Annotated in this window: 19 protein-coding genes; 18 read left to right on the top strand and 1 reads right to left on the bottom strand. The window is 41.4% G+C overall.

Annotated features, from left to right (window positions below):
* Position 1 precedes the first annotated feature (1 nt).
* From FNH22_RS15905 to FNH22_RS15875, 7 genes are all read left to right on the top strand, one after another.
* Positions 2-1,144, top strand: coding sequence for a CaiB/BaiF CoA-transferase family protein (locus FNH22_RS15905; RefSeq protein WP_143399399.1), 1,143 nt, complete (start codon positions 2-4; stop codon positions 1,142-1,144).
* A 13-nt stretch (positions 1,145-1,157) separates the two neighbouring features.
* Positions 1,158-2,303 carry a CaiB/BaiF CoA-transferase family protein gene (locus tag FNH22_RS15900; RefSeq protein ID WP_143399398.1) on the top strand — a complete coding sequence of 382 codons (1,146 nt, stop codon included), beginning with the start codon at positions 1,158-1,160 and terminating at the stop codon, positions 2,301-2,303.
* Between the two features lies 1 nt (position 2,304).
* The gene (locus tag FNH22_RS15895) at positions 2,305-3,555 is read left to right on the top strand and encodes a sugar ABC transporter substrate-binding protein (RefSeq protein WP_143399397.1); all 1,251 of its coding nucleotides are present in this window, start codon (positions 2,305-2,307) and stop codon (positions 3,553-3,555) included.
* 1 nt (position 3,556) lies between these two features.
* The gene (locus FNH22_RS15890) at positions 3,557-4,633 is read left to right on the top strand and encodes a Gfo/Idh/MocA family protein (RefSeq protein WP_143399396.1); all 1,077 of its coding nucleotides are present in this window, start codon (positions 3,557-3,559) and stop codon (positions 4,631-4,633) included.
* A gap of 54 nt (positions 4,634-4,687) precedes the next feature.
* A complete protein-coding gene (locus FNH22_RS15885) occupies positions 4,688-5,704 on the top strand; it encodes a zinc-binding dehydrogenase (protein WP_143399395.1) in 1,017 nt (338 codons plus the stop codon).
* Between the two features lie 38 nt (positions 5,705-5,742).
* Positions 5,743-6,507 carry an SDR family oxidoreductase gene (locus tag FNH22_RS15880; RefSeq protein WP_185154254.1) on the top strand — a complete coding sequence of 255 codons (765 nt, stop codon included), beginning with the start codon at positions 5,743-5,745 and terminating at the stop codon, positions 6,505-6,507.
* 84 nt (positions 6,508-6,591) lie between these two features.
* Entirely contained in the window at positions 6,592-7,044 is a 453-nt protein-coding gene (locus FNH22_RS15875) for a MaoC/PaaZ C-terminal domain-containing protein (protein WP_143399393.1), read from the top strand.
* A gap of 115 nt (positions 7,045-7,159) precedes the next feature.
* Here FNH22_RS15875 and FNH22_RS15870 read toward each other — a convergent pair whose 3' ends face one another.
* Positions 7,160-7,471 (bottom strand): helix-turn-helix domain-containing protein, encoded by a 312-nt coding sequence (locus FNH22_RS15870; protein ID WP_143399392.1) that lies wholly within the window; start codon positions 7,469-7,471, stop codon positions 7,160-7,162.
* A gap of 118 nt (positions 7,472-7,589) precedes the next feature.
* Between FNH22_RS15870 and FNH22_RS15865 the strand changes: the two genes are divergently transcribed.
* The 11 genes from FNH22_RS15865 to FNH22_RS15815 all read left to right on the top strand — a co-directional run bounded on the left by FNH22_RS15865 (position 7,590) and on the right by FNH22_RS15815 (position 22,542).
* Positions 7,590-8,108, top strand: coding sequence for a VOC family protein (locus FNH22_RS15865; RefSeq protein ID WP_143399391.1), 519 nt, complete (start codon positions 7,590-7,592; stop codon positions 8,106-8,108).
* Between the two features lie 29 nt (positions 8,109-8,137).
* Complete coding sequence (locus FNH22_RS15860) at positions 8,138-9,217, top strand: L-dopachrome tautomerase-related protein (RefSeq protein ID WP_143399390.1); 1,080 nt, start codon at positions 8,138-8,140, stop codon at positions 9,215-9,217.
* Between the two features lie 250 nt (positions 9,218-9,467).
* Positions 9,468-10,583: a DUF2914 domain-containing protein gene (locus FNH22_RS15855; protein ID WP_143399389.1), complete on the top strand. Its 1,116-nt coding sequence runs from the start codon at positions 9,468-9,470 to the stop codon at positions 10,581-10,583.
* Between the two features lie 319 nt (positions 10,584-10,902).
* Complete coding sequence (locus tag FNH22_RS15850) at positions 10,903-11,244, top strand: YciI family protein (RefSeq protein WP_143399388.1); 342 nt, start codon at positions 10,903-10,905, stop codon at positions 11,242-11,244.
* Positions 11,245-11,246: 2 nt separating this feature from the next.
* Entirely contained in the window at positions 11,247-12,503 is a 1,257-nt protein-coding gene (locus FNH22_RS15845) for an RNA polymerase sigma factor (RefSeq protein ID WP_221420286.1), read from the top strand.
* A 380-nt stretch (positions 12,504-12,883) separates the two neighbouring features.
* Complete coding sequence (locus FNH22_RS15840) at positions 12,884-15,064, top strand: DUF4157 domain-containing protein (protein WP_221420285.1); 2,181 nt, start codon at positions 12,884-12,886, stop codon at positions 15,062-15,064.
* 293 nt (positions 15,065-15,357) lie between these two features.
* Positions 15,358-15,924, top strand: coding sequence for a Crp/Fnr family transcriptional regulator (locus tag FNH22_RS15835; RefSeq protein WP_143399387.1), 567 nt, complete (start codon positions 15,358-15,360; stop codon positions 15,922-15,924).
* A gap of 58 nt (positions 15,925-15,982) precedes the next feature.
* The gene (locus tag FNH22_RS15830) at positions 15,983-16,435 is read left to right on the top strand and encodes a hypothetical protein (protein ID WP_143399386.1); all 453 of its coding nucleotides are present in this window, start codon (positions 15,983-15,985) and stop codon (positions 16,433-16,435) included.
* 299 nt (positions 16,436-16,734) lie between these two features.
* Positions 16,735-17,634, top strand: coding sequence for a polysaccharide deacetylase family protein (locus FNH22_RS15825; protein WP_143399385.1), 900 nt, complete (start codon positions 16,735-16,737; stop codon positions 17,632-17,634).
* A gap of 532 nt (positions 17,635-18,166) precedes the next feature.
* Entirely contained in the window at positions 18,167-20,374 is a 2,208-nt protein-coding gene (locus tag FNH22_RS15820) for a T9SS type A sorting domain-containing protein (protein ID WP_185154251.1), read from the top strand.
* A gap of 197 nt (positions 20,375-20,571) precedes the next feature.
* Positions 20,572-22,542 carry a family 43 glycosylhydrolase gene (locus tag FNH22_RS15815; RefSeq protein ID WP_143399383.1) on the top strand — a complete coding sequence of 657 codons (1,971 nt, stop codon included), beginning with the start codon at positions 20,572-20,574 and terminating at the stop codon, positions 22,540-22,542.
* Positions 22,543-22,594 lie beyond the last annotated feature (52 nt).

Below are 22,594 nucleotides of genomic sequence, written 5' to 3'. Positions count from 1 at the left end.
GATGAAGCCACTGGAAGGAATAACTGTACTGGAATTTTGCCAATTCATGGCTGGCCCCTCTGCCGGACTGCGCCTCGCTGACCTGGGCGCCAGGGTCATTAAGATAGAGCGACCAACACATGGCGAAGGAGGGCGAAAAATCGCTATCAAAAACCTGTTTGTAGATGGTAGCAGTCTTGTGTTTCACACAGTAAACAGAAATAAAGAATCCTATACAGCCAACCTGAAAGACCCTGACGATCTGGAGAGAGTGAAAAAACTTATTACCCAGGCCGATGTTATGACCCATAACTTCCGTCCGGGTGTCATGGAAAAAATAGGCCTGGACTATCCCGCAGTGAAAAAGATCCATCCCGGGATAATTTACGGTGAGGTCACGGGTTATGGCAAAGAAGGGCCATGGGCAAAGAAGCCAGGACAGGACCTGCTTGTCCAGTGCTTATCAGGCCTGGTCAATTTGTCCGGAGATGCAAAAGATGATCCCACACCATTCGGTCTGGCCGTAGCTGACATTATCACAGGCACACACCTTGTTCACGGAGTCTTAGCCGCCCTCATACGTCGCGGCAAATCGGGCCAGGGCGCCCTGGTAGAGGTCAGTCTGCTGGAATCCATGCTTGATTTTCAGTTTGAATTGATCACAACCCATCTCAACGATGGGAAAAAACTACCTCAGCGTGCCAGTAAAGGCAATGCCCATGCCTACCTCAGTGCTCCATACGGCATCTATAAAACGGAAGACGGTTACATCGCATTGGCCATGGGTGAACTTACAGAATTAGGAAAGTTACTTGACTGCAAGGAGTTAACAGCATTTTCAGATAAGTCCTCCTGGTTCACCCAACGAGATGATATTATGGATATCCTTCAGGGTGTATTATCTGAGAAAAAAACCAGCGAGTGGCTGGCTGTCCTGGACTTTGCCGGGATCTGGGCTTCTGATGTATTCAATTATGACGATTTACTTCGACATGAAGCTTACAAAGTACTGAAAATGGATCAGAAATTAAACCTGATCAATGGTGAACAGGTACACACTACCCGATGTGCCATCCGCCTGAATGACCAACGGATCTTTGCCTCCAAACCTGCTCCGAGAGTCGGTCAGCACACAGAAGATATAATGAGAGAATTTGGCTTATAAAGGTAGAAAACAAATGAAACCACTTGAAGATATATTGATTATAGACCTCAGTCAGTTTCTATCCGCACCCTCAGCCACACTGAGGCTGGCAGATCTTGGCGCAAGGGTCATTAAAGTTGAGCGGCCCGAAACAGGGGATATTTGTCGTACACTCTATGTCTCTAATACCATCATAAATAATGAGTCCTCCGTATTCCAGGCAATCAATCGAAATAAGGAGAGCTTTCAAGCCGATTTAAAACAAAAGGCTGACAAAGAAAAGGTCATGAAATTAATTGCCCGGGCAGACGTTTTGGTGCATAACTTTCGTCCGGGTGTAATAGAGCGGCTTGGTTTTGATTATGAAACAGTAAAGGAGATTAACCCAGGTATCGTATACGGTGAAATTTCCGGTTATGGATCAGAAGGCCCCTGGTCTAAAAAACCAGGTCAGGACCTGCTTTTGCAATCACTCTCCGGACTAACCTGGCTCAGTGGTAATGCCGGTAAAGGCCCGGTGCCCATGGGGTTGGCCATTGTAGACATCCTTTCAGGGTCACATTTGGTCCAGGGTATTTTGGCCGCACTGGTTCACCGTAAAAAGTCACAGCAAGGTACAAAGGTGAGCGTAAGCATGCTAGAATCAATCCTTGATTTCCAATTTGAAACCATCACCACCTACTATCATGACGGTGGAGCTCCTACAGAGAGAACAGCTTTTAACAACGCACATGCCTACCTTGGGGCTCCCTATGGGGTTTACAGGACGCAAGACGGTTTTCTGGCGCTGGCTATGGGAGCTATTCCCGTACTGGGTGACCTCCTCGGGTGCGCAGACCTGAAAAACTATACCGAAGTAGCAAGCTGGTATGAAAAACGTGACGAAATCAAAAAAATACTGGCCGATCACCTCCGCACTGCCCCGACACAAAAGTGGCTATCTGTTCTGGAGCCTGCCGATATCTGGTGTGCAGAAGTAATGGACTGGCACAGGCTGTTGGAACATGAAGCCTTCAAAGTCCTTAATATGATCCAGCCCGTAACGATGGGAGATGGTTTTACCTATGAAACCACTCGGTGTCCTATAAAAATAGATGGCGACCTGCTTACTTCATCCGTAGGCTCCCCTGCATTGGGAGAACACACAAAAGCTATTACGAACGAACTAATCGCGAATTAAAATGACCGGCAGCAATAAATTCAGAATAGCTATACGAAAATTTGATCCGTTCGAATCTGCCATTGAAAAAATTTGGGAGGCATTTTGCAAGGAATCGGGGTGTCAATTAGAACTGGATGCAGTAGCTATGGACCTGCACCCTCTTTACGATACCATTCTAAAAAACAATGGTCTTAAGAACGGTGATTGGGATATAGCCTTTATTAACACGGACTGGATTACAGAAGCGGTTGAAAACAATCACCTGGAAAACCTCTCGCCTTTTATAAAACGATACTCTCCTGAAAAATTCCCTGCGGGCTGGGCCCCTTCCCTACTTGGCATGCAAGAGTTTGATGGAAGTACTTATGCACTTCCCTTTCATGACGGTCCGGAGTGTTTGATCTATCGTAAAGATCTGTTCGAATCAGAAGAAGAGCAATCTACCTTTCTGGAAAAATACGGGAAGGAACTTTCTGTTCCCGGGACCTGGGATGAGCTTAAAGAAGTGGCCACTTTTTTTCATCGGCCTAAGCAAAATCTCTTTGGAACCGTTTTCGCAGCCTACCCTGACGGCCATAACACTGTCTTTGATTTTTGCCTGCAACTCTGGACACGTGGAGGCGAATTGTTAACAAAAGATGGTCACATCGTAATCAACTCTCCACAGGCTTTGGAAGGTATGCAATACTACCGTGATATGTTACAAAACACGGAGGTTATTCATCCTGACTCCCGGGAATTTGACTCTGTAAAATCCGGTATGGCATTCGCAGAAGGTCAGCTGGCCATGATGGTGAACTGGTTCGGCTTTGCCTCAATGTGTGAGGTGCATCCGGATTCCAAGGTGAAAGGTAAAGTAGAAATAACTAATGTACCCGCCGGGCCAACGGGAAAAGGAGTATCGCTCAATGCCTACTGGATGTACGCACTTGGTGTGGGATGCAAAAAGAAAGAGGTCGCTTATGATTTTATGCGATTTGCCGTCAATCCGGCAAACGATAAACTGATGACCATGGAAGGAGGTATAGGATGCCGCAAATCCACCTGGCATGACCCTGATGTAAACACCGAGGTACCTTATTATCACAAATTAGAGGAGTTACATCAGAATGCCCGTGAACTACCACGCATGAGCAACTGGTCAGACATCGCCACCATCATTGATCAATTGGTACTTGACGTGATCAATACCGATAAAAATATACAAAAGCTGTTAGACAACGCTCAGCAGCAAATTGACCCAATATGGAAACTCAATAAAACCTATTGACATGAAATTAAAATATGAGCAAACACTACCTAACACTAACATGCCCATCGTTATCATCGGTGCCGGGGGGATCGTAAATGATGCCCATTTACCTGCTTATCGTCAGGCAGGCTTTGAAGTATACGGCATTACCAACAGAACAAAAGAAAGAGCCAGAAAACTAGCTAAGAAATTTGACATCCCACGCGTCTTCGACACCGTGGAAGACGCTGTAGCGCAAGCTCCGGAAAACGCCATATATGACCTGACCCTGATGCCCAGTCAATTCGTAGATACACTAAAAAAGCTGCCGGATGGAGCACCTGTGCTGATACAAAAACCCTTAGGCGACTACTACGAGCAGACGATGGAGATCATAGAAGTCTGCAAGCAAAAGAAATTAGTGGCAGCAGTAAACTGTCAGCTACGTTTTGCTCCGTTCATTAATGCCGCCCGCGGCATTATAGACTCAGGGGCCGTTGGCGAATTATATGATATGGAAGTACGTGTAACTGTATACACTCCCTGGGAGATCTTTCCAAATGTAATGTATCATCCGCGGCTGGAAATCCAGCAACACAGCATCCATCATATCGATTTGGTACGATCGTTTCTAGGTAATCCCACTTCTATAATGGCTAAAACCGTTCGGCATCCGGCAAAAAAGATGTCTTCTACCCGGACCAATGTGATTTTTGAATATGGTGATGCCATGCGTGCACTGGTGAGCACAAACCATGATCATAATTTCGGGCGGCAACACCAGGAAAGTTATGTAAAATGGGAAGGTACCAAAGGCTCTATTTATGCACGTATGGGCCTTTTGATGGACTACCCGGAGGGTCAGCCAGACCTGTTTGAATACTGCATTTTAGAAGAGGATAAAGCGCCTGAATGGAAAACTGTTGAAATTCCAGGCTCCTGGTTTCCTGATGCATTTATAGGTACCATGTCATCACTCATGCGTTTTGTAGAGGGCTCATCCGACCTGCTTGAAACCTCCATAGACGATCTTTTAAACACTATGCTCGTAGTGGAAGCGGCATATGCTTCGAGCGATGCAGGCGGCGTAAAACCTGATTACCCTAATGTAGGATAAGAAATATACCTTAAAACAGATAAATAATTATTCAACTTAGCTATACCTCTAGATATGAAGGCAACATTATATGAAGGCAATAAAACCTTCTCAGTAGTGGACAGGGAAATTGAACCTCCACAAGCCGGTGAAGTACGAATAAAAGTAGCTTACTGTGGCGTTTGCGGCACCGACGTACACATTTACCATGGTGCAATGGACAAGCGAGTGCAAATACCTCAAAGCATAGGTCACGAAATGTCCGGTGAAATTGATGCCATAGGTGAAGGTGTTAATGATTTTTCCGTAGGAGAAAAAGTAGTGGTACGTCCTTTGGATAATCGCGCGGAAAAACCCAGCGACAAGGGATACAGCCACATTTGCAAAGAGCTGAAATTCATCGGCATCGATAGCCCGGGTGCGATGCAAGCCTTTTGGAATGTTCCGGCATTCACTTTACACAAATTACCGGATACCATAGATATGAAGCTGGCCGCACTGATCGAACCACTTTCGGTAGCCTGCCATGATGTGCGTATGGCCGGGGTAGCTGCCGGTGAGACAGCAGTGGTACTGGGAGGTGGTCCAATTGGCTTACTGGTAGCTATGGTGGCGAAAGAAAAGGTCGCTCGTGTAATCATTTCCGAAGTCAATGAGACACGTATTGCATTGGCGGAAAGCCTGGGATTTACAGTAATCAACCCAACTAAAACCGACCTGGTAACCTTTGTGGAAGGTGAAACCGGCGGTTCATTAGCAGATGTGGTGTTTGAAGTAGCCGGTGTACAGCCTGCATTGGACGTGATGACAAAAGTTGCTGGCATTCGGGGGCGCATCGTTATGGTGGCGATCCATGGAGAGCCGAAAAATGTTGACCTTTTCCAGTTTTTCTGGAAAGAACTGAAACTGATTGGTGCGCGTGTCTATGAGCCGGAAGATTATGAAGAATCAATTCAAATGATCTCTCAACATACCATACCTTTTGAAAAGTTGATCACCCAGGTAGAGCCTTTAGGAAATGTCCAACAGGTTTTTGAGACCATAGCAGGTAATCCTGCCGGTATGAAATACCTTCTCGACTGTCAGTCTTAACAATACAACAGAGATTTAACCTATAAATAAAGATGAGCATTCTCAATAAATTTCAATTAGATGGGAAAACAGCCCTGGTAACAGGTTGCAAACGCGGAATTGGTAAAGCAATGGCTATCGCCCTGGCAGAAGCCGGGGCAGACATTATAGGTGTGAGCGCCAGTCTGGAAAAAGAAGATAGTGAAGTAGAAAAAGCTGTAAAGGGTGTAGGAAAAAACTTCAGGGCTTATACCTGTGACTTCAGTGATCGGGACGCTTTATACAAATTCATCGCAGAAGCTAAAGCCGATTTCCCTGTCATCGATATTCTGGTGAATAATGCCGGTACCATTCTTCGTAAGCCCGCCGCCGAACATCCTGATGACATGTGGGACAAAGTAATAGAAGTCAATCAAAACGCACAATTTATTCTTACGCGTGAGATTGGAAAAGAAATGGTGGCTCGTGGGTCAGGTAAAGTCGTTTTCACAGCCTCATTGCTTACCTTCCAGGGAGGTATTACTGTACCCGGATATGCTGCCAGTAAAGGCGCTATAGGCCAGTTAACCATGGCTTTTGCCAATGAATGGGCAGGAAAAGGTGTCAATGTCAATGCCATAGCCCCAGGATACATCAGCACAGACAATACGGAAGCCTTAAGAAATGATCCTGTACGGGCAGAATCTATTCTTGGACGTATCCCGGCAGGACGCTGGGGGCAGCCGGAAGATTTCGCCGGACCAACAGTATTCCTCTGCTCTGAAGCAGCCTCTTACATGCACGGAGCTGTTATGCTGGTAGATGGAGGGTGGATGGGAAGATAATTTCCGCTATTATTGAAACCAATGGAGCTATGCATGTAATAGCTCCATATTAAATGATTCCACAATCAAACATAAGGACTAATTATGCATATAAAATCACAGTTTTTTGAAGACTATGAAATGGGATTTGTCCGAAAAACATTAGGGCGCACCATTACCGAAACAGATTTTGTTATACATGCCGGCCAGACGGGAGATTTTTTTCCGCATCACATGGACGCAGAATGGTGTAAAACGCAACCTTTCGAACAACGCATCGCGCACGGCACCCTAACCTTCAGCGTAGCCATAGGCATGACGGCCACAGAAATCAACCCCGAAGCTTTTTCAAAAGGATACGACAGACTACGCTTCATCAAACCCGTACATATCGGTGATACGATAAGGGTAGAGGTAACCATATCAGAAAAATCAGACTCCAAAAAACCTGAACTGGGTACCGTAGTTGAGCATGTGGAGGTTTTCAATCAGCGGAATGAAGTAGTATTGGTGTGTGATCACATTTTACTCGCAACGAGGAAAGAAGTTGGTAATTAGCTAAAACGTTACATCCTCACAATAAAATACTGTCAGTACATCTTTGAAGATATTATTTAATTAAAGAAACTCAAGGCGGGTCCCATGTTGTACTCCTCTCATACGTACACTGAAATTATTCAGGACTATCTTCTAACCCCCACTTATCCAGACTCCTTAAAATATTCTCAAGCGATTCCCCTCTATCACTTAACTGATATTCCACTTTGGGAGGAACAACGGGAAAAACCCTTCTGGAAATAAGACCATCCCTCTCTAGTTCCCTGACTGTTTGGGTAAACATCTTATTTGAAATTCCGGGTACTTTCTTCTGTAATATTCCAGAGCGCAAAGGCCCATCCAATAAATGAAATAAGACCAAAGGCTTCCACTTTGTGCCTATTAGACTCATTGTATGGTTAAGCGGGCAATAATTATCTTTATTCATTTGAATTTTAATTCATTGAAATACAGTATTTTACACTTTTTAGTTACTATATAACTTCTTAGTAGGTTATTGCTGTTCAGGTAAATATATTCCTATTTTGAACTTCAAAACAGAAGATATGACGCTAAATAAAAATTATCCAAAATCATTTTCACACATCGGCATTACTGTTCCAAATATTACAGAAGCCGTAAAATTCTATTCAGAAGTAATGGGATGGTATATCATTATGGGGCCTTCCAAAGTGAAAAAAGAAAGGGATACCGCTATTGGACAAATGTGCATTGATGTTTTTGGCGAAGATTGGGAAGAATTTGAAATTGCACACCTGGCAACATCAGATGGAATTGGAATTGAATTATTTTCCTTTCCTGGTAAAGCTAAAAAAGCACCTGAATTCAACCCTTTTCATACCGGACTTTTTCATTTTTGCGTACAAGATCCAAACATAGAAGAGTTAGTAGAAAAGATTGTGTCCAACGGTGGTAAGCAAAGAATGCCCATTAGAGCATACTTCCCAGAGGACAAACCCTATAAAATGTGCTATGTAGAGGACCCCTTCGGAGTTGTTTTCGAAATATATACGCATAGTTATGAGCTAACGTATTCTTCAGGAGCATATTCAAAGGTCAATTAAATTCAAATATCCCTGTAAACTGAGTCAAAATGAAAAAAAACCTTTATATGCTATACGTTCTGATATTGGTCGTTTCCTGTAAAGAAGCAACCGACAAGAACACGGCTATTGCAACCTCCGGACAAACTGATAGAGCTGGAAAACAAGTTATCCAAGTTGCTGAATTCAAAGGTCAGCAGGTTACCGGAGTCACCGTTACCGACCAGGGGCGCATTTTTGTAAACTTTCCGAGATGGAGAAAAGGTGTTGACAATTCCGTGGTTGAAATCACATCAGATAACCACAAAAGCTATCCGGATGCGACCTGGAACTCATGGGAGGTCGACCAGCCGGTAGAAGACAACAAATTTGTTGGGGTGCAATCCGTAGTCGCGTTTGAAAACAGTTTATACGTTTTGGACACCAGAAATCCATTATTCAAAAATGTGGTGGATGCTCCTCGCATTTTTGTTTTTGACTTAACAACTAACCAATTAATACGAACCTATATCCTGGATAAAAATAGTTATTACCCTAATTCATACATAAACGATCTTCGCATAGATAAAAAGAACAACAAAATATACTTTACTGATTCAGGAAGGGCAGGCATTTTGATATTGGATATAGCTTCCGGCATTTTCAGAAGAGTTCTTGACGATCATGAGTCAACAAAAGCCGAACAAGACCATTTAACCTTTGACGGAAAAAAATGGGAGAATACGGTTCACTCTGATGGTATCGCACTAGATACTACTCATGACAGACTTTACTTTCATGCTCTGACAGGTTATAGCTTGTACTCCATAAGCACTAAAATGCTTGAAGTTGAGGACAAAAGGCAAATGGAAAAAAATGTTAAGCTTGAAGCTAAAACCGCTGCCCCTGACGGAATGGTGTTTGACAAAATGGGTAATTTGTATTTTGCTGATTTGGAAAACAACAAAATCATGTATCGAAAGGAAGATGGAAGCATTCACACACTGGCAGAAGGCGATAAAATTAAATGGGCAGATACATTTAGTATCTACAACAACTACTTATATTTTACAAACTCCAGAATAAATGAAGTTACAGGAGATATCTCAAACATGGTTTTTACATTAAATAAAATTGAATTATTTCATTAAAAATAAAAGGCAAAAACTGTATGCCATCGAGTAAACGGATGGATGCTTTAAAACTCATAATATACGTCTCTCACCTGTACTAGGTCTGGCATAGGATGGTGGTTCATCGAATCTGAGGATGGAAACAATGAAGGTAACATCCTGGCCAGCTTTTACTATATGAATATTGTTTCCTGACAAACTGAATGAAAAATACCCTACTACCAAAAAAATGACCTCCCGGTTCTGAAGCATTTTCTAAAAACAGTACATGAAAAGAATATTCGTTAAACTTAGAAACAGCCAGCTCAGAAGGTTCACCAGGAGGCATGAAAAATATGCACCTATTCTTTTTTTTATTGGTGGGTTTATTTTTGATTCATTCACTCTTGGACGCATTGACCGGTTATATGACCTGGTCGTCTTATGCCTGCACATGACCTCTCTCACCGTTACAATTTACCTTTATAATTTAGCGGGTGATGATAAATGGAAAAATTCAATTGTTGAGCGATATGAAGAATATTTCCCCCTGGCTATTCAGTTTTTCTTTGGAGGACTATCCAGTGCCTATGTAATTTATTTCTCAAGAAGTGTGTCTCTGTCTAAAACAGCATCCTTCTTTATTATCCTGGTCGCATTATTTTTAGCCAATGAATTCCTGAAAAAACGAATATCCAATAAGTACCTGCAGTTCGGGGTATATTTTTTCGTGAGCTTCACTTTTTTCACTTTCATGATACCCGTGTTCACCAAAGAAATGAATACAGGTGTTTTTATTTTCTCCGGTTTGACCAGTTTAGTTTTTACCCTGATCTTAATTGCTATAATATATCGCCTAAGCCCAGGCGCACGAGCGGAAATACGTATCGTTAAACTAACCGGGATCATATTTTCCATTTATGCATTGATCAACGTATTTTATTTCCTTAAGCTTATTCCACCCGTACCTCTTGCCCTTGATAAAGGTATTGTAGCACATACCATCAAATTGGAAAACGATCATTATGTCGTGTCTTACGAAAGAGACCATTGGTATGTATTTTGGAGAAAACACAGGCTAAAGTTCATTCATACCCCCAATGAAAAAGTTTATATTTTCTCATCCATATTTGCTCCAACCGATATAAAAAAAATGATATTTCATCGATGGAAATGGTATAATGATGACACCGATAACTGGGAAACCATAGAGGATATAGGTTATGAGATTACCGGAGGCAGAGATAATGGTTATCGCGGTTATACCTACAAGAATAATGTGAAAGAAGGGATATGGAAAGTTGAAGTACTTACAAAAGAAGAGCTGGTACTGGGTGTAATTGATTTTGAAATAATCATCAGCTCATCATTATCTCCAAAAGGATTAGTGAGTGAAAAATTCTGATACTCCCAATACTAACTTATTCCGGCAGGAGCTTAATCCAATAAAAAAGCATCGAATTAAAAGAAGTGAAATTAGACAAATGATAAGGCCGGTTGGTAGTATTAAATAAAAGTAATAGCAAAGATCATGGCAAATCCACAGTGGATAAACTACTTCAAATTCCTTGTAACTTAAAGGAAATAAAACCTGTGAACGACTACCATCCTCATATAGACCAATGTCCTCTATTTTAACATAACACAATCCGGAAAAACGGTTAATGAGTGTCCCCTTTTCCAGAGGTCAATCGTCCATAGAGCGAACATTAAAAGTTATCAAAATGAAAGAATTTGCATTAATTTTCAGATTAACAGACATTTCAGATTCCCAACCTTCTCCTGAACAAATACAGGAAAGGATGAATTGGCTGGGAAGCATCGCCGCACAAAACAAATTGGTGGATAAAGGCAACACACTTTTGCCCGCTCCGGAAAGCGCCAAAACGGTGAAGCCTGACAATGTGGTTACGGACGGACCTTATACCGAAATCAAGGAATTTATTAGCGGTTACATCATTGTAAGAGCAGAAACCATTGACGAGGCTGTAGAAATGGCAAAAGGGAATCCAATCTTTAAAATTGGGGGAAACATTGAAGTACGGGAGGTTTTAAAACGTGATTAATAGTGGAAGGCCCATCGTCATATCATGAACTTTTACCTCAATTGTTCCGGCTGGAATATGCAAAAATGACGGCTGTGTTATGCCGTCATTTTGGTTTAAAACATATTGAGATTGCCGAAGATATTGCCAGTGAAACGTTTCTGAAAGCATCTGAAAACTGGGCAATTAATGGCACTCCAAAAAACCCATCAGCATGGCTCTATACCGTTGCAAAAAACAAAGCTAATGACTACTTCAGACATCTTTCGGTTTTTGAAACAAAAGTCAAAAAAGCCATACCATCTGATAAAATTGAAGTCGAACAGGATTTTGAGCTCAGTGACCAGTATATTATTGACAGTCAATTAGCTATGATCTTTGCAGTTTGCAATCCAACGAATTCAACCGAAAGTCAGATCTGTATGGCGCTTCAAACCCTTTGCGGTTTCAGCGTAGAGGAAATTTCCAACGCTTTCCTGACAAAAACCGAAACTATTAAAAAACGTTTGCACAGGGCCAGAACCAATTTTCGGAACGATAATTTTCAAATCAAAACATTAAGTGCCACAGAAATCAAATTGCGATTGGACACCGTTTTAAAAACGTTGTACCTGTTGTTCAACGAAGGGTATTTTTCACAAACCAACCGTCAGTTTATCAGGAAAGAACTCTGCTCAGAAGCAACACGACTATCCCTGATACTGACAGAAAACCCATTAACTGATACGCCGCAAGCCAACGCATTGCTTGCTTTAATGTGCTTTCAAAGTTCACGTCTTGAAGCAAGAACCAACAGTGAGGGTGAAGCCATTCTTTTTGACGAACAAGACCAAGACCTATGGGATAAAGCATTGATTGAAAAAGGTAATTATTACCTGGTAAATGCCTGTAAGGGCAACGAGGTTTCAAAATACCATTTGGAGGCAGGCATCGCATATTGGCACACAAAACCTACAGACCCGGACAAGTGGCGACACATTTTACAGCTTTATAATCAACTTATTGTAATTGAATATTCGCCTGTAACTGCATTGAACAGGTCATTTGCTTTTGCCAAAGTTTACGGATGCGAAAAAGCCATTGAAGAAACCAAAAAACTAGACTTGAAAGAGAGTAATTATTATCACGAATTATTGGGTTATCTGTATGCCAACATAAACATCGAAAAAGCCATAAACCATTACGAAAAAGCCATCCAATTGATAAAATCCAAAACCCAGATAGAAACACATACAAAGCAAATTGAGCAACTGAAAAATGGTCGGCCATCAGGTAAATAGTGGTGAACTATAAGCCAAGCCATTGCACGACCATTAAAAAAGCTTGATATCATTCTCCCTCTTTATAAACAATGACTTTATACAGTCCTGTTTTTAGACCAAACCGGACCAATTCCTGTAGTGACGCATTGAGTTGTTCCATTCCTTTTAATCTGTCTTTTTTTCGGGAAGAAGGCAGCATGAGCAAGCCCTTTTCTTTAATTCAGAGCGTTGCGGTCTTCTAAGATTGCGATAAGGGCTAAGCGTTTTTCAGTAACAGACCACGAAAATTCATAGGCAAATGGTAATGACCATCCTAAAGCCTATTAATTTTTCATTTTATTATTTATATTGAAGCAGTACCCTGCTCTACAATAAATTCCACCCGAAAAGAGTCCGCAATGCACACCCACGAAGACAAAAACCAGGAAAGTCAAAGTCGCACTACAATGCATCAGGCCAGGGAAACGCAGGATAAAATGGGCTCTTTCCAGTCTAAAAGCAGTCATTCTGAAGCTGCTCAAAAGCAATCAGAACCCGCAGATAGTGGTCCGGGGAAACCAGAGTTTCAGGCCCTGAAATTGGCGTCCCGGCAGAACACCATTCAACGTAAAGAAAATGACACCGGCGCGTCGGACAAACCCGCCGAACTTAATGCTCGTGCGTTTGCATGGGCAACAGCTAGTCACGTTGCTCCTGACCAGGCAGAACACTGGCCTGATGAAGCTGGTAATGTGGTGCAAAGGAAGCAGAATCACACAAAACCTACTGAAAAAACAGAGGAAAATGTCCGGATCAATGCTGGTGCAGAGTTAGTGGAAAGGGCAAACAGGCAGGAAACCACTGTGCAAAAAAAACCGTTGACCGGAATTGAAAGCGATTTACCCCAATCACCCACTCCAAAAAAAGAAAATAAAACAGGTTTACCGGATCATTTGAAATCCGGAATTGAAAACCTCTCCGGCCATTCGATGGACGACGTAAAGGTGCATTACAACTCTGATAAGCCCGCTCAATTACAAGCCCGTGCTTACGCCCAGGGGACAGATATTCACTTGGCTAAAGGTCAGGAAAAACACTTACCTCATGAAGCCTGGCACGTGGTGCAGCAAAAACAAGGTAGAGTAGAACCTACCCTACAGATGAAAGGCAAAGTGAATATTAATGATGATGTTGCTTTAGAGAATGAAGCGGATATAATGGGGACAAAAGCTATTGCCTCAAAGCAGGGGTCGATTGATCAGGGATCACGGCAAAAAGAAGAATTATCGAGTGTAAAGGACACAAGCCAAAAGAAGGTAATCCAGCGAAACGGAGAATCGACCAAAGAGCTGCGAGGAATGGTTGCACCAAAAGTAGGTCAACAGGATATAGAATTAGCTAAGGGAATACAGAGCAGACTCGAGGATATATATACAAAGACAATGAAAATAGATGAAATGTCTTTGATGAATAACATAAATTATAATTCAGCGGTATGTCTGGGCGGCATCATATTACCTCCATTACGCAGCTTTGGCAGCTTTGAAGAATTAATAGATGCATGCAAGTTCATTAACCTGGGAAAGGGATCCGTCAAGCGCGGGATCTATGAGTTATTAGGTGGCCCTCTGAAGGAAATGATCGTGATCAACACATTGTCCACCATGGAAAAAGCAGGACAACTGGACTATTTGCAAAAAAGTGATTTTGGCGGTATCGCCGAATCTGGGTGGAAAGTGGTGATAGAGGTCCATTACTACAGGAACAGACCAAGTATCAATAATGTATTTCATAAGGACACATTGGGGAATACATTATTCGTAAACCTTAATTATTTGAATACGGAGAAGATAGTGGGACCGGAATATGTTGTTAACCCCATGGAAAATGAGGAGCATATGGCCCATATTTCCAAGAGTTTGCCGGGAGAGTTCCTTGATGACAGAGCATCGGTAATGGAAGGTATAGACGAACCAAGGATAATAGAGTATGCAGAAGTACCAGAATATGGTTACGTATCCTTCGTCGATGAGACCATCAACCACTCATCTCCCACTACGGAACACAGGACAGTAAAAGGAAGTGATATACACACTTATCTAAGGAAACAGGATGAAAGCAAATACGATACGTATAAAGAAGGACATAACAAATGGAAAAAGCGATGGACAAATCTTTGGGGCTACGAAAGCTATTTACCTCATGACGAAAGGTTTGACGCACAGGGTTGGCTAGGGGTGTTTGAAAATATTGAGGATGGGGATACGAGGTACGATAGAAACCAGATACGTGCCATAGAACGTGAGAGAACAGTACTGAGCAATAATGACATTGACAATTTAGTACATATTGGTGATCATAGTAGTTTTGGAGAAGTTTCGATACCAAAGGTTAAGAATAATGGTAAAATGACCGCCGATGATCGGCCGCTGAAGCGAAGGATGAGCATGAACCTGGACAGGGAGGGTGGCATACCGGAGAAAAAAGAAAGTGGAGGAAAGCGGTCTTTCTTCCGGACATGGGTACGGGCAGAAAAGGTAGAGACAGATGTCACTAAACCTGACTGGAAATGGGACCAAATAAAAGAAGAAGATAAGTAAATGAAATGCTTAAAGAAACCTGAGGTGAATAAAGCTTCTTGACAAAAGTCCATCATTAGAAGTGACATTTTTATGCAGCAGAAAATTACTTAGAAAAAGGGCAGTAGGATCTATACCAATGGTAAGGGTGAAAGAATATAAATTGGGATGAGGACTCCATGGTAGTACTTATATAAACTTGTGTATAACATTAATGAATAGAAATTAGTGACATGAACATATAAAGCTTGTCCTTAAAAGGCCAAACCATTAATTTAGGTTCATAGGCTATCAGCCGTCATACACACAAAAAATTGGAACAAATCCGAAAAAATTTTGAAGCAATTTTTGAATTAACGGAAAGTGATTGGCAAGTTTTTTCTTCCAAACTGACAAAACAAAAATTCGCTAAAAAATGTAAACTCCTCGATACAGGAGAAATTGAAAGACATCTCTCTTTCATTGAAGAAGGGATCATCCGATTTTATATACCTAAAGAAGAAAACGACCTCACCTTCGCATTTATATTTAAAAACTCATTTGTAAGTGCATACGACTCTTTTTTGGTCCAACAACCTTCAACATATATCGTTGAGACCATTACGAATACCACTCTATGGCGATTAACATACAGTGACCTTCAAATCATATATAATGAAACTCACGTCGGCAATTTGATCGGAAGAAAAGCAAGTGAAGATCTATTCCTTAAAAAATCACAAAGAGAACTTTCCTTTTTAAATGAATCTGCAGAGGAACGTTACTTAAAACTTTTCAAAGAACGACCCGAGCTCATTGAACAAATTCCTTTGAAGTATATCTCTTCCTACATTGGCATTACTCCACAAGCATTGAGCCGTATTCGCAGGCGAATTTCTTAACCTGAGTTCATTGTAATAATCTTGCGGAGTCCTCACTTTTGAGAAAAAAAGTTGACCAATGAAACCACTATTTGTTTTGATCGGGACATTTATTCTATCCATTGTAATTATCAAATTGGCAACCCATCGGATTGACTACCAACTCTCAGGTAGAATTGCCATGTCCTCGATGCTTTTGTTTACCGCAATAGGCCATTTTACTTTTACCAAAGGGATGGCTGCAATGGTCCCGGACTTTTTACCGCTAAAATCAGAAATTGTACTAATCACAGGTGTCATCGAAATATTATTTGCGGTCGGATTATTAGTTCCTAGTTATAAACTACTTACAGGTTGGGTTTTAATTGCGTTTTTCATTTTGATATTACCTGCAAATATTAAAGCTTCCATAGAACATATAAACTATCAAACCGGTGAATTAAACGGAAATGGTCTTTCTTATTTATGGTTCAGAATTCCGTTGCAAGTAATATTTATTATTTGGGTATACGTATCCGTAGTAAGGCAATGAAATCAGAACATCCCGGGGAGAATATTATCACCTGAGATAATTCAAATGCTTAAAAACTCAGGAAGGGAGTTGTCCTTCTATCCGTCTATGGATCCAATACAATTGATAATTGCTGAAAAGAAAATGGCGAATAATCATGTCAATACTCAGAGCATTCAACAATTATTTTTCTCGAAAATTTCACCTCTGAAAAATAGCTGAATGATCAGGCTTCATAATAATATAATAAAAGATAAAGTCCGGGAAATAATCTATATTTTACATATCATAGTCTGAAATTACCTTTCACCACCTGAATTATGAGAAGTATTTTTTTGGTGTTACTGCTAATAATTTCACTTGCCTCCTATGGACAACCCTCCATTAGTTTCACTTTCGATGATGGGAGCACGTCCGATCGTCCCGGATACACTTTCGAAGAGTGGAATGAAATGCTGCTTGACAAACTGGATAAAGCAGATATCCGGGCAGTATTTTTCATTAAAGCAGGTGGGTTGGTGAATGAAAAAGGAAAGTATCTATTGAACAGCTGGAATGAAAGAGGACATAAAATCGGCAATCATACTTACACTCACCCCAATTTTAATCGTGAGGACGTAAGCGTCTCGGATTTCAAGAGAGAGTTACTAAAAACGGATTCATTGATTAGAAATTATAGCAATTACGTTAAGCTATTCAGGTTTCCTTATTTGAAAGAAGGAAGCTCTACACCCAAAGTGGATAGCATTCGTCAGATCTTAAAGCACTACCATTACAGCAACGGGCATGTCACAATAGATGCATCAGATTGGTACATAGATAGCAGGCTAAGAAAAAGGCTTAAAGAAAACCCTGATGCAAATATTGATGAATTCAAAAGCTATTACCTGCAGCACCTGTATGATCGGGCAATATATTATGAAGATTTATCCTTCTCATTAACAGGTAGGCATATAGATCATACTTTATTGCTACATCACAATCTTTCCGCAGCGTTGTTTCTGGATGACCTTATTAAAATGTTCAGGTCCAAAGGGTGGAAAATCATGTCAGCCCATGAAGCATTTGATGATCCCATATTTGACCAGGCCACTAAACATGCCGGTGAAAGCCTGATTTGGGCTTTGGCAAAAGATTCCGGGAGATTTGAAAAGCAGCTCAGGTATCCGGCGGAAGACAGCAGGTATGAAAAGGATAGAATGGACAAACTTGGGTTGTAAAACTGCTTATAATAGAATAGCACACCATATCATTAAAATATTATTTAAGCATATTAAGAGCTGTTTCATAACGCTTCCCACCTATCCGTGCCTGCGATAAAAGCAGATAATACAGTCACTTATCCGTGATAGGATCAGTGAATGGAAAACCATCATAAATCAACGTTCATATGCCATAAGAAGGGGCCAATTCATTCATTCTGTTCAAGGTGAGCAAACCATTGAATTGAGTATCCAGGAAAAATTGAGCTAATTGTACAGGAGGTTTAAAAGTATAAAATGTATCCCATCAAAAGTCAAATGACAAAACTGGAATACAAATGTTCCCAGGGGGAGAGACCGGAGAGGCATATTAAACGTACTTTGATTTTGAAATGGGCAACATGAACGGGTTGTGATTATCCATAAAATCAAACGTATTTTGGGTCGTAACTCGGTGATCTTCCGGTTAGATTGGGTATGTCGTTATACTCCTTGAGAATTTTACAATTAACCCCCTGATGATATGTATGCACGTATGAAACTTATATTTATGAGAAAAGTCGGTGTTTTAGCCGGTATTGCTGTAGTATTCCTGATTTTTTCAGGTAATAGCACAAGTGCCCAACAGCAAATCAAGGTGAATGTTTCTCCCTCTGTCAGCGCATCTATCAACGGTCAGCTTGAATTGGATCGAAAGAAATACTTTAATCTGGCTGCGAGCTCTTCCGAGATCAATTGGAATATACAAGACCAAACGCGTTTTGACTATTATTTCAAAGACCTTGAAATGACTGTAGGCAGACAGCTTGGCCTGGTATATGGAGAAACCAGGTGGGGGAACGGGCTACGCGAAGATGCTGCAAGGCCAGGCTATATGGACATAGCGTTCTTCAAATCTAAGATGAATCCAAATGACAATGGGTTGGACGCTTTAAAAGGCATATTCGGAAATCGGCAAGGGTTAGTAACACATGACCGCCGTTCCGCCTATCCTGACTTCATGGAAACATATACCAAAAGTGGTGGGGAAGAAGAAAAATATCCTACCAACAATGAGGCGGCGGCTGAGATTGTTGCTCATTTATTAAAATATAAGTATACGGACTTTCAAAGGCCTTCTTACTTTGAATTAGTGAACGAGCCCGGCTGGCGATTTTGGGGTGATCAGCGTTTTGCAGAATTCCATACTGCGGCTAAACAAAAAGTGGATGAAATGGGTATTTCCACCGAAATAGGCGGTCCATGCTATTCTGTCTCCTATTTCTACAGGAAAGAATATGATCAGTTGAGTAACATCACCAACTTCATTGATGCAACTAATTTTGAGCTGGATTTCTACTCCTTTCACTCGTATGACTATATGAAATGGGATGAGAGCGCCAAGGATTTTACGGGTAGTGTTTCCTCCGGCCTGCCATTGGATGGTGTTTTTGATGCGCTGGCTTCCTATACCTACAATAAATTTGGTAAAGAATTAAGCTTTATAGGAAGTGAACACGGAGGTTATATTACCGATCCGCAGAACAGGGAAGATGCGTTGAATGCATTGGCAGACCAACACTTTCCCGGTTCCGGTTTTGAGCACGAAATGGAAAAAAGAAGTATCGACAATTTCATAATGGTAAACAGCGCTATTGCCAACACGCTCACATTTATGAACCATCCTCACATTGTCAAGAAAACGGTGCCGTTCATTCTCCTGGAATCTTCACGATGGGACCCGTACTATTATTCAAGCCTGTTGGTGAAAGAAAACTTTGATAAGAACAGTGATAAGTGGGCAGAATCCAAATTGATTGATTTCTTCAGGTATTTCGATGGAGTAAAGGGAAGAAGGGTTGAATCTTTTACCACCGATACAGACATTCAGCATATGTCCTTTGTAGATGGTAATACATTGACCATGCTCTTTCATAACCAGAGTAACGAAGAAGGTACGATAGATATTGACATTGATGATATAGGAAATTCGATAGAAGAACTAAAGATCAGGAGACTTGGCAGAGGAAATGACTTCAGGCCCGTATTTGAAGAAACTACCCTTTCATCGGTAAATGACATTCAAATAGGTGCACAGGAGTCTATCGTTCTTTTTGCTACGTACCAAAACACAATACAAGAAGATGATATTGTAGATGAGATAGCGCATTACGCTGCGGAAACTGCCACGAAATTCAGTGGTTCCAAAACGTTTACGGTACAAATACCTGACCATAAAAGGGCGAAGTATGCGATCGTAAGGGTAGGATTAAACAGGCCTTCAGGTGCTTCAAAAGATGTCAATATTACTTTAAATGGTGTCAGTCTTAGCGTGCCGGTGGAAAACGCTGCTGACCGTATTACACAATCTGACAACGGCTACTCCACCACCAAAATCATAAAAGTTGCAGGCCGTTTTCTCAAGGAGAGCAATGACATTGAAGTAAGTTTTCCGGATGGAAAATCCGGCGGTGTAGGCGCTGTTGTCCTTCGGGCGGCCATTATGGGACAGGAAAGAGTGGACGTAGTAACCGGAATAGAAAGCCATTTAGGTCAAAACTTTATCATGTACCCTAATCCGGCAGATCGAAGACTGACAGTAAAAACGAGCAAGCCAGGCGAAATACAAATTATTAATTTAACCGGAAAGGTAATGCTTACTTCTGAATTAAGTCAGGGCAGTACCTCACTAGACCTGGGTGATCTGGCTAAAGGCAGTTATATCATCCAATTCATGCATATGGATGGAGTTTCTTCCAAGAAACTTATTCTTAAATAATGGACGATGTTGAGTCATGGCTACAGGGTCGTAAATTCGTATGGGTCCGGATAAGTTAATCGAAACCTATGCTATTTATTCTTTTTTAATGCCTGTAAACCAGTAAAACTGACGCTATGTGAAAAGTTATACAATCTGATATTTATACTCGAAATAATACCTCTGAAAAATCATCTTAACCGGCTAATACCACCTTTATGACAAGCAAAATCAACCTAACGGTAAGTACAATTATTTCCTGTTGCGCTTTTATCTGTACCACTTTTGCTCAAAACCCGATCATCACCGACCGCTTCACTGCAGACCCTACGGCGCGCGTTTTTAATGGACGGCTTTATGTTTACCCATCAAGTGACACTACTTGTACACAAATTGAAGGTAATAATGGCTTTTGCATGCCCAACTACCATGTCTACTCGACTAAAGATCTTACCGAATGGACCGATCATGGCGAGATCATAAGTCATAACAACGTACCCTGGGTCAAACCCAATAGCTATGGAATGTGGGCCCCGGACTGTAATTATAAAAACGGGAAATATTACTTCTACTTCCCGGCGATGCCAAAAGATGGAAGTGCATTTCGCAATATTGGTGTGGCCATTTCAGATTCACCTGCCGGGCCCTTTGTTCCTGAAAAGGACTACATGAAAGGGGTTACAGGCATTGATCCAAATGTTTTTGTTGACGATGACGGTAAAGCTTATCTCTATTATGGCGGAGGTGAGACCTTATATGGAGTAGAACTCAATGAAGACATGATATCGGTAAAAGGTAAACCTGTGGCGATAAAAGAACTCCCTAAGAAATACAAAGAAGGTCCATTTGTTTTCAAGCGTAAAGGCATCTATTATTTCACTTTCCCACATGCCCCCGGCGGTTCAGAAGAAATTGCTTATGCTACGGGAAAAAGCCCGTTAGGCCCCTTTGAATACCAAGGAAAAGTGTTAGAAAGATGGAAAGACGGATGTTGGACCAACCACCACTCTTTCGTCGAATACAATGGCCAATGGTATCTGTTCTATCATAGCATGGACATTTCCAGCGATCAGCACCTGCGTTCTGTTTGTGTGGATAAAATCTCTTTTGACAAGGACGGCAAAATCCCCGAGATCAAAGCCACTAAGCGTGGTATAGGAAAGGTATATGCCAAAGATAAAATTCAAATAGACCGATACAGTACCCTGGAAAATGGTAGTGTTGCCAGAAGCGGCCATAAGTTTGTGAACTGGATCGTAAAAGGCATTTCTGCCAAAACGGTGCTCACTTTTAAGGAGATCGAATATGACAAAACACCCTACACATCAGTCCTTGCTTACGTAAGCTCTGTTTCATCGGGAGGCCAAATGATGATCTATGACGGGAATGAAAAATTAATGGCCACCTTCGATCTACCCCGGATGCGTTCAGGGGAATGGCGTGCGGTGCAAGCTGACTTAGCATTCAGTCCCAAAGGAATGCAGGACCTTAAAGTAAAATTTAAAGGTACAGTAAACGACCTGAAACTGGATTGGATAAAATTCATTCCTAAGAATTCATCGGCTATAGTGGCCTCATACGATGTACAGCTCAACTATGACGGAAAAAGAGCAATGACCAATGGTGATAACTGTATGGTCTATACCCTGAAAGAATTTGCAGCAAAAAAGTTAAGCGTCACTAATATATCAGACCTGGAAAGTCTTAAGATGTACAGGAATGGCAAGCCTGTTACTACGCTAAATACGGCGTCAAAAGGAGGCTTGATCAATGTGGTTTCCCTTCAGAAAGAAGTCTTCTACAACCCTTTTGAACGTATGTTAGCAAGTAACTGCTCTGATCAAAATGGTGTATTGTTTGAAAAGTGTTCACTCGGAGGCCAGAATGCTGCGTATATCGAAAATGGAGATAATTTGATTTTCGATAATCTTCGCTTCACTAAAAAACCGACCTCCATAGAACTATCAGTAGCTTGCCAATCCAATGGAGGGACTATTGAAGTAAGAAAAAATGGAGTCAATGGCACATTGCTGGCCACACTGAAAGTGGTACCCACCGGAGGGTTCCAAAACTGGAAAACCATTTCAGCCTCACTATCGGGTACTTTCACAGAAAAGGACAAGCTCTACCTCGTGTTTAACGGTGGGAATGGGTTTCTTTTCAACGTGCATAGCTTTCGCTTGAAATGATCGATTTGATCAAATACAGATCAAAACCTGGTTGTTGGTCTCTAAAGTCGCA

The sequence above is a fragment of the Fulvivirga sp. M361 genome, from assembly GCF_007097395.1.
GTDB lineage: Bacteria > Bacteroidota > Bacteroidia > Cytophagales > Cyclobacteriaceae > Fulvivirga.
This window is presented reverse-complemented; position numbering and strand designations above follow the sequence as displayed.

Excerpts from the sequence above, each read along its gene's own strand:
- FNH22_RS15815 (WP_143399383.1), top strand. The coding sequence starts at position 20,572 with ATGACAAGCAAAATCAACCTAACGGTAAGTACAATTATTTCCTGTTGC.
- FNH22_RS15875 (WP_143399393.1), top strand. The coding sequence starts at position 6,592 with ATGCATATAAAATCACAGTTTTTTGAAGACTATGAAATGGGATTTGTC.
- FNH22_RS15890 (WP_143399396.1), top strand. The coding sequence starts at position 3,557 with ATGAAATTAAAATATGAGCAAACACTACCTAACACTAACATGCCCATC.
- FNH22_RS15840 (WP_221420285.1), top strand. The coding sequence starts at position 12,884 with ATGCACACCCACGAAGACAAAAACCAGGAAAGTCAAAGTCGCACTACA.
- FNH22_RS15860 (WP_143399390.1), top strand. The coding sequence starts at position 8,138 with ATGAAAAAAAACCTTTATATGCTATACGTTCTGATATTGGTCGTTTCC.
- FNH22_RS15865 (WP_143399391.1), top strand. The coding sequence starts at position 7,590 with ATGACGCTAAATAAAAATTATCCAAAATCATTTTCACACATCGGCATT.
- FNH22_RS15895 (WP_143399397.1), top strand. The coding sequence starts at position 2,305 with ATGACCGGCAGCAATAAATTCAGAATAGCTATACGAAAATTTGATCCG.
- FNH22_RS15820 (WP_185154251.1), top strand. The coding sequence starts at position 18,167 with ATGAGAAAAGTCGGTGTTTTAGCCGGTATTGCTGTAGTATTCCTGATT.
- FNH22_RS15830 (WP_143399386.1), top strand. The coding sequence starts at position 15,983 with ATGAAACCACTATTTGTTTTGATCGGGACATTTATTCTATCCATTGTA.
- FNH22_RS15885 (WP_143399395.1), top strand. The coding sequence starts at position 4,688 with ATGAAGGCAACATTATATGAAGGCAATAAAACCTTCTCAGTAGTGGAC.
- FNH22_RS15850 (WP_143399388.1), top strand. The coding sequence starts at position 10,903 with ATGAAAGAATTTGCATTAATTTTCAGATTAACAGACATTTCAGATTCC.
- FNH22_RS15855 (WP_143399389.1), top strand. The coding sequence starts at position 9,468 with ATGAAAAGAATATTCGTTAAACTTAGAAACAGCCAGCTCAGAAGGTTC.
- FNH22_RS15825 (WP_143399385.1), top strand. The coding sequence starts at position 16,735 with ATGAGAAGTATTTTTTTGGTGTTACTGCTAATAATTTCACTTGCCTCC.
- FNH22_RS15900 (WP_143399398.1), top strand. The coding sequence starts at position 1,158 with ATGAAACCACTTGAAGATATATTGATTATAGACCTCAGTCAGTTTCTA.
- FNH22_RS15905 (WP_143399399.1), top strand. The coding sequence starts at position 2 with ATGAAGCCACTGGAAGGAATAACTGTACTGGAATTTTGCCAATTCATG.
- FNH22_RS15870 (WP_143399392.1), bottom strand. The coding sequence starts at position 7,471 with ATGAATAAAGATAATTATTGCCCGCTTAACCATACAATGAGTCTAATA.